The following is a 13,646-nucleotide window of genomic DNA, read 5'->3' on the forward strand; positions in this document are numbered from 1 at the left end:
CTACCTCAGTTTCAGGGTGGCAAGGCCGACCAGGACCAGAATCACGGTGATGATCCAGAAACGGACAATCACACGCGGCTCAGGCCAGCCCTTGAGTTCAAAGTGGTGGTGAATCGGCGCCATGCGGAACACGCGGCGCCCGGTCAACTTGAAGGACGCCACCTGGATGACCACCGACAGGGTTTCCATCACGAACACGCCGCCCATGATGAACAACACGATTTCCTGGCGAACGATCACCGCGATGGTGCCCAGTGCCGCGCCCAGCGCCAGTGCGCCGACGTCGCCCATGAAGACTTGCGCGGGGTAGGTGTTGAACCACAGGAACCCCAGGCCGGCACCGATCAAGGCACCGCAGAACACGATCAGCTCACCCGCGCCCGGTACGTAGGGGATCAGCAGGTATTCAGCGAATTTCACGTTACCCGACAGGTAGCAGAAGATACCCAGCGCGCCGCCTACCATCACCGTCGGCATGATCGCCAGGCCGTCGAGGCCGTCGGTCAGGTTCACCGCGTTGCTGGAGCCGACGATCACGAAGTAGGTCAGCACCACGAAGCCGATGCCCAACGGGATGCTGGCGTCCTTGAGCATCGGGATGATCAAGGTGGTTTCCACCGCGCTTGGCGCCGTGGTGTAGAGGAAGATCGCGGCGGCAAGGCCGAACACCGACTGCCAGAAATACTTCCAGCGGCTTGGCAGCCCCTTGGAGTTTTTCTCGATCACCTTGCGGTAGTCATCGACCCAGCCGATGGCGCCGAACAGCAGGGTCACCAGCAGCACCACCCATACGTAGCGGTTGTGCAGGTCGGCCCACAGCAAGGTGCTGATACCGATGGACGACAGGATCAGCGCACCGCCCATGGTCGGGGTGCCGGACTTGGACAGGTGCGACTGCGGGCCGTCATTACGAACCGATTGACCAATTTGCAGGTTCTGCAGGGTGCGGATCATCCACGGCCCTAAAAACAGCGACAAAGACAGCGCGGTCAGCACACCCAGGATCCCGCGCAGGGTCAGGTACTGAAAGACCGCGAAGCCTTTGTGGAACTGTTGCAGATACTCAGCCAGCAGCAGCAGCATTAATGTTTCTCCGTACTTGAGCCACACAAGGCCGCGACGACGTTTTCCATCACCGCGCTGCGCGATCCCTTGATCAAAATGGTTGTGTGTTTGTCTTGTTCTGCCACGCCCAGCGCCTGGATCAACTCGGCCTGGGTGGCGAAATGGCGCGCACCGGGGCCGAAGGCAGCCACGGCATGGGCCATGTTCGGGCCGACGGCGTAGAGGGCGTCGACTTTACCGGTGGCATAGGCCCCGACTTCACGATGACCTTGTTCAGCCCAGTCGCCCAACTCGCCGATATCGCCCAACACCAGTACCTTGCGCCCATCGAAGCCTTTGAGCAGGTCGACAGCGGCGTTGACGGACGATGGATTGGCGTTATAGGTGTCATCGATCACACGCATGCCGTTGCTCGCCAGTTGCGCAACAGTGCGGCCCTTGACCGGCTGCACCGCGCCCAGGCCCGTGGCAATACCGAACAGCGACACGCCCAAGGCGCCAGCCGCAGCCGCAGCGGCCAGGGCATTGGCGACGTTATGGTTGCCGAGCAAATTCAGTTGCACGTGCTCGCTACCTTGCGGTGTGTGCAACGTGAAGGACGGGCAGCCACGGGCATCGACGGTGATGTCGGAGGCATGGAAATCAGCCGCGGCGTTAAGCACGGCAAACGTCAGGACCTTGCGACCGGCGGCGCGTACACGCCAGGTCTCGAAGGCCTTGTCGTCCAGGTTCAAGACTGCAGTGCCCGATGCATCAAGGCCCTCGAGGATTTCACCCTTGGCCTCGACGATTTTTTCCGGGCCACCAAACTCGCCGACGTGGGCCGTACCGGCGTTATTGATAATGGCGACGTGGGGCTTGGTCAGCGCCACGGTGTAGGCGATTTCGCCGATGCGCGAGGCACCCAGTTCGATCACCGCCGCCGTGTGTTCCGGGGCGAGTTCGAGCAGGGTCAGCGGAGCGCCGAAATCATTGTTCAGGTTGCCACGGGTGGCCAGCACGGGGCCGCGCGTACGCAGGATACCGGCAAGCAGTTCCTTGACCGTGGTCTTGCCGCTGGAGCCGGTGATGGCGGCAACGGGCTTGTCGAACGCGGCGCGGTTCAGCGCACCCAATTGACCGAGGGCCAGGCGGGTATCGGCGACCAGCAGTTGCGGCAAGGTGGAATCAGCCACTTCGCGCTGCACCAAGGCACCTACGGCGCCTTTGGCGGCGACTTCGTTCAGGTAGTCGTGACCGTCGAAACGCGGGCCGGCCAGGGCGACAAACAGTTGCCCCGACTGGATCGCGCGGCTGTCGATGCTCACATCGCTGAAGCTGCAATCGCTCGACAGTACGCGGGCCGACAAGGCCTGGGTCAGTTCGCTGAACGTCATCGCCTTAAGCATGGGCGACCTCCCAGGCGGTCAAGGCATGATCGGCCTCGACCAGATCGGAGAAGGCATGACGCTCGCCATTGATTTCCTGGTAATCCTCGTGCCCCTTACCGGCCAGCACGACCACGTCGTCAGCACTGGCGCTGGCGATCAACTGGGCGATTGCCGCGCCGCGACCGGCGACGAAAGTGGCCTTGGATGCATCTTTGAAGCCGGTGCGAATGTCATCGAAAATCCGGCTTGGGTCTTCGCTGCGCGGGTTGTCGTCGGTGACGAGCACACCATCGGCCAGGCGTTCGACGATCTCGGCCATCAACGGCCGCTTGCCGCGATCACGATCACCGCCACAGCCGAACAGGCAGAGCAACTTGCCCTTGGCGTGAGGGCGCAAGGCTTCGAGGACTTTTTCCAGCGCATCCGGGGTATGGGCGTAGTCAACCACCACCAGCGGCTGCGTACCGCCACCCAGGCGCTGCATGCGACCGGCCGGGCCTTCCAGCTTCGGCAGCACCTTGAGAATCTCGTCCAGTGCGTAATCCAGGCCGAGCAGTGCGCCGATGGCGGCAAGCACATTGCTCAGGTTGAAACGCCCGAGCAGGGTGCTGCGCAAGTGGTGCTCGCCCTGAGGCGTGACCAGTGTGGCGCGCACGCCTTCGTCATTGAATTGGGCTTCGCGGCAATACAGGTACGCGCCGGCGTCTTCCAGGCTGTAGGTGATCAGGCGCGCTTCGCTGTCTTGGGCCGCCAGTTGGCGACCAAAAGCGTCGTCCAGGTTGATCACCCGGCACTTGAGGTCATTCCAGGCAAACAGCTTGGCCTTGGCGGCGGCGTACGCCTCCATGGTGCCGTGATAATCCAGGTGATCGCGGGACAGGTTGGTCATCACGGCCACATCAAAGGCCAGGGCGGTGACGCGGCCCTGGTCCAGACCGTGGGACGACACTTCCATGGCAATCGCCTTGGCACCGGCCTTTTTCAGGTCGGCCAGGGTCGCTTGCACGGCGATGGGGTTCGGCGTGGTATGCAGGCCGCTTTGCAGCGCGCCATAAAAACCGGTACCCAGGGTGCCGACGATGCCGCAGTGCTGGCCCAGCAGGTCAAGGGCCTGGGCGACCAATTGGGTCACGCTGGTCTTGCCGTTGGTACCCGTCACGCCCACCAGATTGAGGTGGCGGCTCGGGTCGCCGTAAAAACGCCCGGCAATATCGGACAGTTGCTTGGCCAGCCCCTTGACCGGGATCAGCGGCACGTCGGTGATGGGCAGCACCGTGGCGCCTTCGACTTCATAGGCCACGGCAGCCGCGCCGCGCTGCAGAGCGTCGGCGATGTGCGCACGGCCATCGTACTTGCCGCCCGGCACCGCCAGGAACAGGTCGCCAGCGCGCACGTTACGGCTGTCCAGGGTCAACTCGCGAATCAGCAGATCGCGGCCGGCGTGGGCAAAAATCTTGTTCAGGCTAAGAGACATCAGCCGCGCCCTCCATTGGCTTTTACTGCAGCGGCCGGTGGTCCGGCATTCGCTTGTTGGGTCGGCGGCAGGTTATCCGGGGTGATGTTCATCAGGCGCAGGGTGCCGGACATCACTTTGCTGAACACCGGCGCCGATACCAGGCCACCGAAGTAACCGGCTTTGCTCGGCTCATCGATCACAACGACGATGGCGTAGCGCGGATCACTCATCGGGCCGAAGCCGGCGAACAGCGAGCGGTAGGAGTTTTCGGCGTAGCCCTTGGTGCCCACCGACGTCTTACGCGCGGTACCGGACTTGCCGGCCACGTGATACGCCGGCACCTGGGCACGGAATACGCCGCGCGGTGCTTCGATCACTTGTTGCAGCATGCCCTGCATGGTCTTGGCGACGTTTTCCGGGATCACCTGGGTGGCTTTCGGCGCTTCGTCAACGTGGATCAGGCTCAGCGGCACCATGCGTCCGTTATTGGCCAGCACGGAGAAGGCATGGGCCAGCTGGATGGCGGTCACCGACAGGCCGTAGCCGTAGGAAAGCGTGGCGGTCTCGGCTTTTTTCCAGTCGCGGTAGTTGGGCAGGTTGCCGACGCGCTCACCCGGGAAGTCCAGGCCGGTGGGTTGCCCAAGGCCGATCTTCTGCGCCAGGTGGTAGATGGTTTCACCACCGATATCGAAGGCGACCTTACTCATGCCCACGTTACTGGAGTTGATCAGGATACCTGTCAAATCCAGCACCGGGCCTTCAGTACGGGACACGTCGCGAATGGTGTATTTACCCAGCTGCAAGGTACCCGGATACACCTCGACCTTGTCGCTGGGCTTCCAGCGTCCGGTTTCCAGGGCGGCACTCATGGAGATGGCTTTCATGGTCGAGCCCGGCTCGAACACGTCGATCATCGCGCGGTTGCGCATCATCGCCGGTTGCAGGTTGCGACGGTTATTCGGGTTGTAGGTCGGCTGGTTGACCATGGCGAGGATCTCGCCGGTCTTCACGTCCATGATCACCAGGCTGCCGGCCTTGGCGCCGTTCTCGATGATCGCGTTACGCAGCTCGCGGTTGGCCAGGTATTGCAGGCGCAGGTCAATCGACAACGCCAAGGGCTTACCGGCCTTGGCGTTTTTAGTGACTTGGACATCCTTGATCAACCTGCCGCGCCGATCCTTGATGACCTGTCGTTTTCCCGGTACCCCGGCTAACCATTCATCGTAGGCGAGTTCCACACCTTCACGACCATGATCGTCAATGTCGGTAAAGCCGACCATATGGGCAGTGGTTTCACCGGCCGGGTAGAAACGACGGAACTCCTCGATGCCGTAGACACCGGGGACTTTAAGGTCGAGCACCTGCTGGCCTTGTTCGGGGGTAAGGCCGCGAACGAGGTAGATAAATTCTTTATTTGCCTGGGCCTCAAGGCGCTCAGCCAAGGCTTTCGGATCCTGGCCCAGGGCGGCAGCCAGTTGCGGCCACTTGTCCTTGGCAACCTGCAATTCCTTGGCGTTGGCCCACAGGGTGGTCACCGGCGTACTCACCGCCAACGGCTCGCCGTTACGGTCGGTGATCAGGCCACGGTGCGCAGGGATCTGGATGTGACGCAGGCTACGGGCATCGCCCTGGCCGATCAGGAAGTCACGGTCGACCACTTGCAGGTCGATGATCCGCCAGGCAATCGCACCCACCATCAATGCCAGCAAGCCGAGCATCAGGCGGAAGCGCCATGGGTAGAGTGCGCCTTCGAGTTTCATCATGGCGCCACCATGCGCACTTCGGCCGCGCCCGGGATGTGCATTTTCAGCTGTTCGGTGGCCAGCACTTCGATACGGCTATGGGCCGTCCAGGTGCTTTGCTCGAGGATCAACCGGCCCCACTCCGCCTGCGCCTTGTCACGCACGCTCAATTCCCCATAGAGGGTGTTGAGCAGTTGGCGGTTGTAATGGGCGCTGTAGGACACCGCAATTGCGGACACCAGCACGCCGACAAACAGCAGCAACATAAAGAAGCTGCCGCCCGGGAGGGGCTTGGCGAAAAGCTTGCTCACCGCAGCTTCTCCGCGACGCGCATGACGGCGCTACGGGAACGTGGGTTGGCCTTGAGTTCGGCTTCGGAAGCGAACTGCGCTTTGCCATGGATTTTGATTTTCGGCACAAAGGCTTCGAAACGTACCGGCAGGTTGCGCGGCAGGTTGTCGGACTCGCCCTTGACCAGGCGGCGCATGAACAGTTTGACGATGCGGTCTTCCAGGGAGTGGAAACTGATCACCACCAGGCGACCGCCTACTTCCAGCGCCTCGAGGGCGGCCTCGAGGCCAGCCTCCAGGTCGCCCAATTCGTTGTTGACGTGGATACGCAGGCCCTGGAACGCGCGGGTCGCCGGGTTCTTGCCCTTTTCCCACGCGGGGTTGGCGACTTTCAGCACTTCGGCCAGGTCGGCGGTGCGCTCGAACGGCTGGATTTCGCGGCGCTCCACCACGGCACGGGCCATGCGGCCGGCGAAGCGCTCTTCACCGTATTCCTTGAACACACGGGCGATTTCTTCCACCGGCGCAGTGGCAATGAACTGCGCGGCACTGACGCCACGGGTAGGGTCCATGCGCATGTCGAGGGGGCCGTCGTTCATGAAGCTGAAGCCGCGCTCCGGGTCATCGAGCTGCGGCGAAGACACGCCCAGGTCGAGCAAAACCCCGGCCACCTTGCCCGCCATGCCACGCTCGGCGACTTCGGCACCCAGCTCGGCAAAGCTGCGCTGCACAACGACAAAGCGGCCGTCTTCGGCCGCTAGCGCTTGCCCGGTGGCAATCGCTTGGGGGTCTTTGTCGAACCCGAGGAGTTTGCCGTCGGGCCCGAGCTGGCTGAGGATCAACCGGCTATGCCCGCCCCTGCCAAAGGTACCGTCCAGATAGCAGCCATCCGCGCGTACGGCGAGAGCCTCAACGGCTTCGTCAAGCAGTACGGTGATGTGGTTAAAGCCGCTATCAATAGTCACAGGATCAAATCACGCAGTTCATCAGGCATGGCGCCCGGTTGTTGAATAGCAGCCAGGTCAGCTGCAGAAACAGCATCCCAGGCATCTTCGTCCCACAATTGGAACTTGTTCAGTTGGCCGACCAGCATTGCGCGCTTATCCAGCTTGGCGTACTCGCGCAAACGCGGGGGCACCAGGAAACGACCACTGCCATCGAGCTCGAGGTCGACGGCATTACCAATCAGCAAACGCTGCAGACGGCGGTTTTCTTCACGCAATGAAGGCAAGGCACGCAACTTGGTCTCAATCAACTCCCACTCATCGAGGGGGTAAACACATAAACAAGGGTCAACGGCATCGATTGTGATGATCAACTGTCCGGAACTTCGCGAAATCAGCTCGTCACGATACCGGCTCGGCATGGCGAGACGGCCTTTTGCATCGAGACTGATAGCGTTAGCTCCGCGAAACACAGATGCGTTTCTCCAAATTTTAGCGTTTTACGTTCAAAAAACCCACTTTGTGCCACTTTCCGCCACTTGCGCACACTATAGGAATGCGCCCACCACACCGTCAAGGCGCGGATTCAAGGAAAAGCCTTACAGATCGGAGATTTAGGAGCGTAAAAGGAGGAGAAACCAGAGTTCGGCGGTGTTTTTGGCTCGACAAGCACAGATAGCTCAAAGAGCTACAGATCAAAGTTAAAGTGATTTATTAAGAGTAAGATTTTTTTGGTATTACGAAGATGCATCTGCCAATGATTTGGCAGGGAGGGATTCTTGCGCTACTACCGGTTTTCTGCCCGAGATTCGGACAGAAGGAAAAAGGTGGAGAGTCGATCTGTAAGCCGGGTTCTGTCTTGAACAGTCATTCGTCTACGATGGCCATCACTGGACATCTTTAGCAACCTACCCGGTCCCAGCGCGGGCCACGCCTTGGGACCCTATTTGGTCTTGCTCCAAGTGGGGTTTACCTAGCCACGAACTGTTGCCAGTCGTGCGGTGCGCTCTTACCGCACCTTTTCACCCTTACCGGCACCGAAGTGCTTAGGCGGTTATTTTCTGTGGCACTTTCCGTAGGCTCACGCCTCCCAGGCATTACCTGGCACTTCGCCCTATGGAGCCCGGACTTTCCTCCCCCCCCTAATTTTCATAGAGGGCAGCGACTGTCCAATCGACTCTCCGCCGCGCAGGTTAACGGCACGACGGCTTCAGGACAAGTATTAAAAGTGCAGCATTGCCATCACGTTCGGACGGAATACCGGTTTACCCCCGGAACTATTCGGCTTTCTGTTTATCCAGCGCAACTTGATACAACACATTCTTGCGTACCCCGGTGATTTCCGCCGCCAACGCCGCAGCGCGCTTGAGGGGCATCTCCTTGAGCAGCAGGTCGAGGATACGCATGGCCTCGCTGCCGACGGCCTCTTCATTTTCCGGCGCGGTCCAGCCCGCCACCAACACCACGCACTCGCCGCGCTGCTGATTACTGTCGCCCTCGACGAACGCGCGCAGCGCTTCCAGCGGCAGGCCCTTGAGGGTTTCGAAGGTTTTGGTCAGCTCACGGGCCAGCAGGGCCAGGCGCTCGCCGCCAAACACCAGTTCCATATCCTGCAGGCATTCAAGAATACGATGAGGCGCTTCGTAGAAAATCAGGGTGCGCGGCTCCTCTTTCAATGCCTGTAGACGCGCACGACGCCCCACGGCCTTGGCCGGCAGGAAACCTTCGAAAATAAAACGGTCCGACGGCAGGCCTGCCGCCGACAATGCAGCGATCAGCGCGCACGCGCCTGGAACAGGCACTACATTGATACCTGCGGCACGCGCCTGGCGGACCAGATGGTACCCAGGGTCGGAGATCAGCGGCGTACCCGCGTCCGAGATCAGCGCCACATCGTCGCCCGCCAACAACCGCACGATAAAGCGACTGCCTTCTTCGCGCTCGTTATGCTCGTGACAAGCCGCCAATGGCGTGCTGATACCAAAATGCTGCATCAAACGCTGGGAGTGTCGAGTGTCTTCCGCCGCAATCAATTTAACCTCGCGCAACACTTTCAGCGCCCGGGCACTGATGTCGTCCAGGTTGCCAATGGGCGTCGCCACGACAAAAAGCGAGCCTGCAGCGGAATTCAAAGGACCTGGAGCAGTCAAAACGCACACCTCGATGGTTGGCAAAAGCCATAGTGTAGCGCGTAGGCGCCCCGGAAATATGCCATCACGGCCGATGGCTTTTCAGCCGTCCCTGGCTGATCGCAACATTTGCACGACCTAAATCGACGGTTTCACGCCAGTAACATCGCGCCTGGGCCAGTGCTTGGGTACAATTCCATGCTAATTTGATCGGTATCAGGAACACTTACATGATCGCTTGCCTGCGGCTGCTCTCCGCCCTCTGCCTCGCTGCCTTACTGGCCGCTTGCGCCAGCTCGCCCTCGTCCAGCCTTGGCGACCTTCCACGGACCCCGGACGCCAGTATCGAGCAACTGCTCGAACAGGCCACCACCGCCAAGACACCAGAAAAGGCCGCGTTGCTGCGCCTGAGTGCGGCAGACATGGCCTACCGCCAGAACAACCCTGGCCGCTCGTCGCAGATTCTTGCGCAAGTGTCCCTGGATGTCCTCAAGCCAGCCGCGCAAGTCTTTGCCAGCACCCTGGCTGCCGAATTGGCCATGACGCGCAACCAGCCCAAGGCCGCGTTGACCGCCTTGAACCATCCGAGCCTGCAAAGCCTGAAGGAGCTGCCGACCGAACAGCAGATTCGCACCGGCAGCGTGCACGCCCGCGCTTATGAAGCCGATGGCCAGACCCTGGCCGCTGCCCGCGAGCGCGTTGCCATGGCGCCACTGCTCAGCGGCGATGCCGCCAAAAGCAATCACGAAGCCATCTGGACCTTGATTGCCGCACTGCCTGCAGAACAACTGCAAGCCAGCGGCAACCCGACCCTGGACGGCTGGATTACCCTGGCCCAGGCGGTCAAGGGCGCCGGTACGCTTGAGCAACAGCAGGCCGCTATCGACACCTGGCGCGCACAAAACCCGGGCCACCCGGCCGCCGTGCAACTGCCAACCCCGCTGACCAAGCTCAAGGAGCTGGCCAGCCAGCCCCTGAACAAGATTGCCCTGCTGCTGCCTCAGGATGGCCCGCTGGCCTCCGTCGGCAAGGCCCTGCGCGAAGGTTTCATGGCGGCGCACTACCAGGCTGAACAAGCCGGGCAGAAACCACCGGTCATCGAGTTCTATGACAGCTCGCGTCTGGCCTCCATCGACGACTTCTATGCCAAGGCCCAGGCTGCAGGCGTGCAATTGGTAGTTGGTCCGCTGGAGAAGCCATTGGTCAAGCAGCTCAGCACGCGTCCTCAGCTCCCCATCACCACGCTGGCGTTGAACTACAGCGAAACCGATCAGGGCCCGGCGCAATTGTTCCAGTTCGGCCTGGCCGCTGAAGACGAAGCCCGCGAAGTGTCGCGCCGCGCCCGTGCCGATGGCCTGCACCGCGCCGCTGCCATGGTGCCCCGTGGCGAGTGGGGCGAGCGTGTCTACAAGGCCTTCCGCCAGGATTGGGAAGCCAACGGTGGCACGGTTGTCGGTGTCGAGTATGTCGACCAGCCGGTCGCCCTCGCCCAGCAAATTGCCGACCTGTTCCAACTGCGTAAAAGCGAAGGTCGCGCCAAGAGCCTGCAAAGCACAGTGGGCACAGACGTAGCGGCACAGCCGTCACGTCGCCAGGACATCGAGTTCATCTTCCTGGCCGTTACCCCGCAACTGGCCCAGCAGATCAAGCCGACCCTGAACTTCCAGTACGCCGGTGATGTGCCGGTGTACGCCACGTCCCACGTATTCAGCGCCAGCGGTGACAAGAACCAGTACCTGGACATGACCAACGTGATGTTCTGCGAAACCCCTTGGCTGCTCAACACCACCGACCCGCTGCGTAACCAGGTTGCCGCACAATGGCCGCAAGCCAACGGCAGCCTTGGCCGCCTGTATGCGATGGGCGTCGACGCCTACCGCCTGGCCCCGCGCCTGGGCCAGTTGAAGGCACTGCCGGATACACGGATTGACGGCCTCTCGGGCAACCTGGGCATCAGCACCAACCAGCGCGTCGATCGCCAGATGCCATGGGCGAAGTTCGTCGGTGGCGAGATCCAGCGCCTGCCGGACACCCCGCGCTGATGCCGGAGCGGTCCACTGCACAAAGCGGCAAGGATGCCGAACTTCAAGCATTGAAACACTTGCAACGACAGGGTCTGCGCCTGCTGGCGCAGAACTGGTTGTGTAAACGCGGCGAGCTTGATCTGGTCATGCTTGACGGCGATACAGTAGTATTCGTCGAAGTCCGCTACAGAAAACACGCACAATGGGGTGGCGCGCTCGCAAGTATCGACGGGCGCAAGCGTCAGAAGCTGATACTCGCTGCGCAGTTTTTCCTGCAAGAAGAGCATCGCTGGGCCGACGCCCCCTGCCGTTTCGATGTGGTTGCCATGGAAAGCACCCCGTCTGGTCAGGTTGATCTGAACTGGCTGCAAAATGCCTTCGACAGCTGATTCACCGGACATCTTCACCACACACTTTTGCTCTTTGCTTTGCGGGCTGCACATTCCTGTGCCACACAGCCGCGCTACTTAAGGTCACACAGATGGACATGCAATCCAGAATTCGCCAGCTTTTCCAGGCCAGCATCGACACCAAGCAACAGGCGATGGACGTACTTGCACCGCACATCGAGCAAGCCAGTCAGGTCATGGTCAATGCCTTGCTCAACGAAGGCAAAATGCTTTCGTGCGGCAACGGCGGTTCGGCCGGCGATGCCCAGCATTTTTCGTCCGAACTGCTCAACCGCTTCGAACGTGAGCGCCCGAGCCTGCCGGCCATCGCCTTGACCACCGATTCGTCGACGATCACCTCGATCGCCAACGACTACAGCTACAACGAAATCTTCTCCAAGCAGATCCGCGCCCTGGGCCAACCAGGCGATGTGCTGCTGGCGATCTCCACCAGCGGCAACTCGGCGAATATTATTCAAGCGATCCAGGCCGCACATGATCGCGAAATGATTGTCGTAGCATTGACCGGACGCGACGGCGGCGGCATGGCCTCGCTGCTGCTGCCCGAAGATGTGGAGATTCGCGTCCCGGCCAATGTCACCGCACGTATTCAGGAAGTCCACCTGCTGGCGATCCATTGCCTGTGCGATCTGATCGACAGCCAACTGTTTGGGAGTGAAGAATGACCGTTAACCGCCTCGGCCTTTTGGCCATTACGTTGTGCCTCGGCATCAGCGGCTGCAGCACGGCAATCACTGCGACACGTGACACCCCTATTCAGGATGACAAGGGCACCCGCACCTTCGGCAGCAAGATTGATGACTCGCTGATCGAAACCAAGGTCGAAGTCAACATTGCCAAAGCCGCCACGGACCTGGGCAACGGTGCTTCACGCATCGTCGTGACCAGCTTCAACGGCGTGGTACTGCTCGCAGGCCAAACGCCACGCGCCGACCTCAAGGCCCAGGCCGAACAGGCGGCCTCAGCCGTACAGCGGGTCAAGAAGGTCCACAACGAATTGCAGGTCATGGACCCGATCACCCTGCTGGCCATCAGCAACGATGCCCTGCTGACGACCAAGATCAAGGCGCAGATGCTGACCGACAACGCGATTCCCGGCTCGCGGATCAAAGTGGTCACCGATAACGGCATCGTCTACCTGATGGGCCTGCTGACCCAGGCGGAAGCCACGCGCGCAGCCAACCTGGTGCAGGGCGTGTCCGGCGTACAGAAGATCGTCAAGGTGTTCGAGTACATCGATTGATGTAAGCGGCAGCCATGAAAAAGGGCGCCATGCATTCACTGCATGGCGCCCTTTTTAGTGACCAGCGTTTATTGGTATTGCTGGTACGGGTTGCCCTGGAACTGGTTGTTCTGCTGCGGCGCTTGCTGCTGCGCGCCAGGCTGGCCGTACTGCTGGCCGGGGATCGGGCCGAGGTTCACTTCTACGCGACGGTTCTGCGCACGACCGTTCACGTCGGCGTTGCTGGCTATCGGGTTATCCGGGCCGGCACCGCGCGCACTGAGGTTGGCACCATTGACGCCTTGGGACGTCAGGTAGTTGGCCACGCTCTGGGCACGGCGCTGGGACAGGTCCATGTTCAGTTGGCGGCTGCCGGTGCTGTCGGTGTAACCGACGATCTGGATGGTGTTCTGGTTGAACTGCTTGAGGGAGTTGGCCAGGTTGTTCAGCGGCTGGTAGAAGCTGCTGGAGATCGCGTCCGAGTTGGTGGCGAAGGTGATGTTACCCGGCATGATCAGCTTGATCTGGTCGCCCTGGCGCTGAACTTCAACCCCGGTATTGGCCATGCTCTCACGCAGTTTCTTTTCCTGCTGGTCGGCGTAGTAGCCGTAACCCGCGGCGCCGGCACCCGCAACCACTGCGCCGATCAGCGCGCCCTTGCCACGGTTGTTATGGTCGATGGCAGCACCCGCCAGTGCACCGGCCAGGGCACCCAGGCCACCGTACTTGGCGGTCTTGCTCATACCGCTGGATTCATTATTCGCCTGTCCCTGGCTGCCACCGCCATAAGGATTAGGTGAAGCGCAGCCGGACAACAGGGCTACGGCGGTAGCGACAACAAGCAGACGACGCGGAGTGAACATGAAGGGAGCTCCTACTTTTGCATTCTGTGGTGCAAAGGACATTGGCAATGGACCCGTGCCGAGTTTGGAACGCGACAAACGGTAAAAATTCCGTGTGCACGCCTCGAGCTGTAACAAAACATTCGGGGCTT

The 13,646-nt window shown here is 61.0% G+C and carries 13 protein-coding genes and 1 other RNA gene; 4 read left to right on the forward strand and 10 right to left on the reverse strand.

What is annotated here, in order from left to right; all coding sequences use genetic code 11:
• The 9 genes from mraY to rsmI all read right to left on the reverse strand — a co-directional run bounded on the left by mraY (window position 1) and on the right by rsmI (window position 9,017).
• A complete protein-coding gene (gene mraY / locus AC07OP_RS04710) occupies window positions 1-1,083 on the reverse strand; it encodes a phospho-N-acetylmuramoyl-pentapeptide-transferase (protein WP_003171875.1) in 1,083 nt (360 codons plus the stop codon).
• Window positions 1,083-2,453 (reverse strand): UDP-N-acetylmuramoyl-tripeptide--D-alanyl-D-alanine ligase, encoded by a 1,371-nt coding sequence (locus AC07OP_RS04715; protein WP_495101151.1) that lies wholly within the window; start codon window positions 2,451-2,453, stop codon window positions 1,083-1,085. Before AC07OP_RS04715 ends, mraY begins: the two co-directional genes overlap by 1 nt.
• The gene (locus tag AC07OP_RS04720) at window positions 2,446-3,909 is read right to left on the reverse strand and encodes a UDP-N-acetylmuramoyl-L-alanyl-D-glutamate--2,6-diaminopimelate ligase (protein ID WP_065924259.1); all 1,464 of its coding nucleotides are present in this window, start codon (window positions 3,907-3,909) and stop codon (window positions 2,446-2,448) included. The genes AC07OP_RS04715 and AC07OP_RS04720 overlap by 8 nt, the downstream gene beginning before the upstream one ends.
• Entirely contained in the window at window positions 3,909-5,651 is a 1,743-nt protein-coding gene (locus tag AC07OP_RS04725; RefSeq protein WP_162844256.1) for a peptidoglycan D,D-transpeptidase FtsI family protein, read from the reverse strand. Before AC07OP_RS04725 ends, AC07OP_RS04720 begins: the two co-directional genes overlap by 1 nt.
• On the reverse strand, window positions 5,651-5,944 hold the full coding sequence (gene ftsL / locus AC07OP_RS04730; RefSeq protein ID WP_003216203.1) for a cell division protein FtsL: 294 nt from the start codon (window positions 5,942-5,944) through the stop codon (window positions 5,651-5,653). Before ftsL ends, AC07OP_RS04725 begins: the two co-directional genes overlap by 1 nt.
• Window positions 5,941-6,888 (reverse strand): 16S rRNA (cytosine(1402)-N(4))-methyltransferase RsmH, encoded by a 948-nt coding sequence (rsmH, locus tag AC07OP_RS04735; RefSeq protein ID WP_010213048.1) that lies wholly within the window; start codon window positions 6,886-6,888, stop codon window positions 5,941-5,943. The genes ftsL and rsmH overlap by 4 nt, the downstream gene beginning before the upstream one ends.
• Window positions 6,885-7,340, reverse strand: a complete 456-nt coding sequence (mraZ, locus tag AC07OP_RS04740; RefSeq protein WP_003171868.1) for a division/cell wall cluster transcriptional repressor MraZ — start codon at window positions 7,338-7,340, stop codon at window positions 6,885-6,887. Before mraZ ends, rsmH begins: the two co-directional genes overlap by 4 nt.
• A 354-nt stretch (window positions 7,341-7,694) precedes the next feature.
• Window positions 7,695-8,048, reverse strand: an RNA gene (gene rnpB, locus AC07OP_RS04745) — RNase P RNA component class A.
• Window positions 8,049-8,144: 96 nt separating this feature from the next.
• On the reverse strand, window positions 8,145-9,017 hold the full coding sequence (gene rsmI, locus AC07OP_RS04750; protein WP_495101150.1) for a 16S rRNA (cytidine(1402)-2'-O)-methyltransferase: 873 nt from the start codon (window positions 9,015-9,017) through the stop codon (window positions 8,145-8,147).
• A gap of 209 nt (window positions 9,018-9,226) precedes the next feature.
• On the opposite strand from rsmI, the gene AC07OP_RS04755 reads away from it, so the two are divergent.
• The 4 genes from AC07OP_RS04755 to AC07OP_RS04770 all read left to right on the forward strand — a co-directional run bounded on the left by AC07OP_RS04755 (window position 9,227) and on the right by AC07OP_RS04770 (window position 12,673).
• Entirely contained in the window at window positions 9,227-11,038 is a 1,812-nt protein-coding gene (locus AC07OP_RS04755; RefSeq protein WP_495101149.1) for a penicillin-binding protein activator, read from the forward strand.
• A complete protein-coding gene (locus AC07OP_RS04760) occupies window positions 11,038-11,409 on the forward strand; it encodes a YraN family protein (protein WP_495101148.1) in 372 nt (123 codons plus the stop codon). The genes AC07OP_RS04755 and AC07OP_RS04760 overlap by 1 nt, the downstream gene beginning before the upstream one ends.
• Before the next feature lie 92 nt (window positions 11,410-11,501).
• Complete coding sequence (locus AC07OP_RS04765; protein WP_007904374.1) at window positions 11,502-12,095, forward strand: phosphoheptose isomerase; 594 nt, start codon at window positions 11,502-11,504, stop codon at window positions 12,093-12,095.
• On the forward strand, window positions 12,092-12,673 hold the full coding sequence (locus AC07OP_RS04770) for a BON domain-containing protein (RefSeq protein WP_027604770.1): 582 nt from the start codon (window positions 12,092-12,094) through the stop codon (window positions 12,671-12,673). Before AC07OP_RS04765 ends, AC07OP_RS04770 begins: the two co-directional genes overlap by 4 nt.
• Before the next feature lie 68 nt (window positions 12,674-12,741).
• Here AC07OP_RS04770 and AC07OP_RS04775 read toward each other — a convergent pair whose 3' ends face one another.
• Window positions 12,742-13,515 carry a YiaD family glycine zipper/OmpA-like lipoprotein gene (locus tag AC07OP_RS04775; protein ID WP_027604771.1) on the reverse strand — a complete coding sequence of 258 codons (774 nt, stop codon included), beginning with the start codon at window positions 13,513-13,515 and terminating at the stop codon, window positions 12,742-12,744.
• Between the last annotated feature and the right edge of the window lie 131 nt (window positions 13,516-13,646).

This window comes from Pseudomonas sp. GW821-FHT09D08, assembly GCF_059416305.1.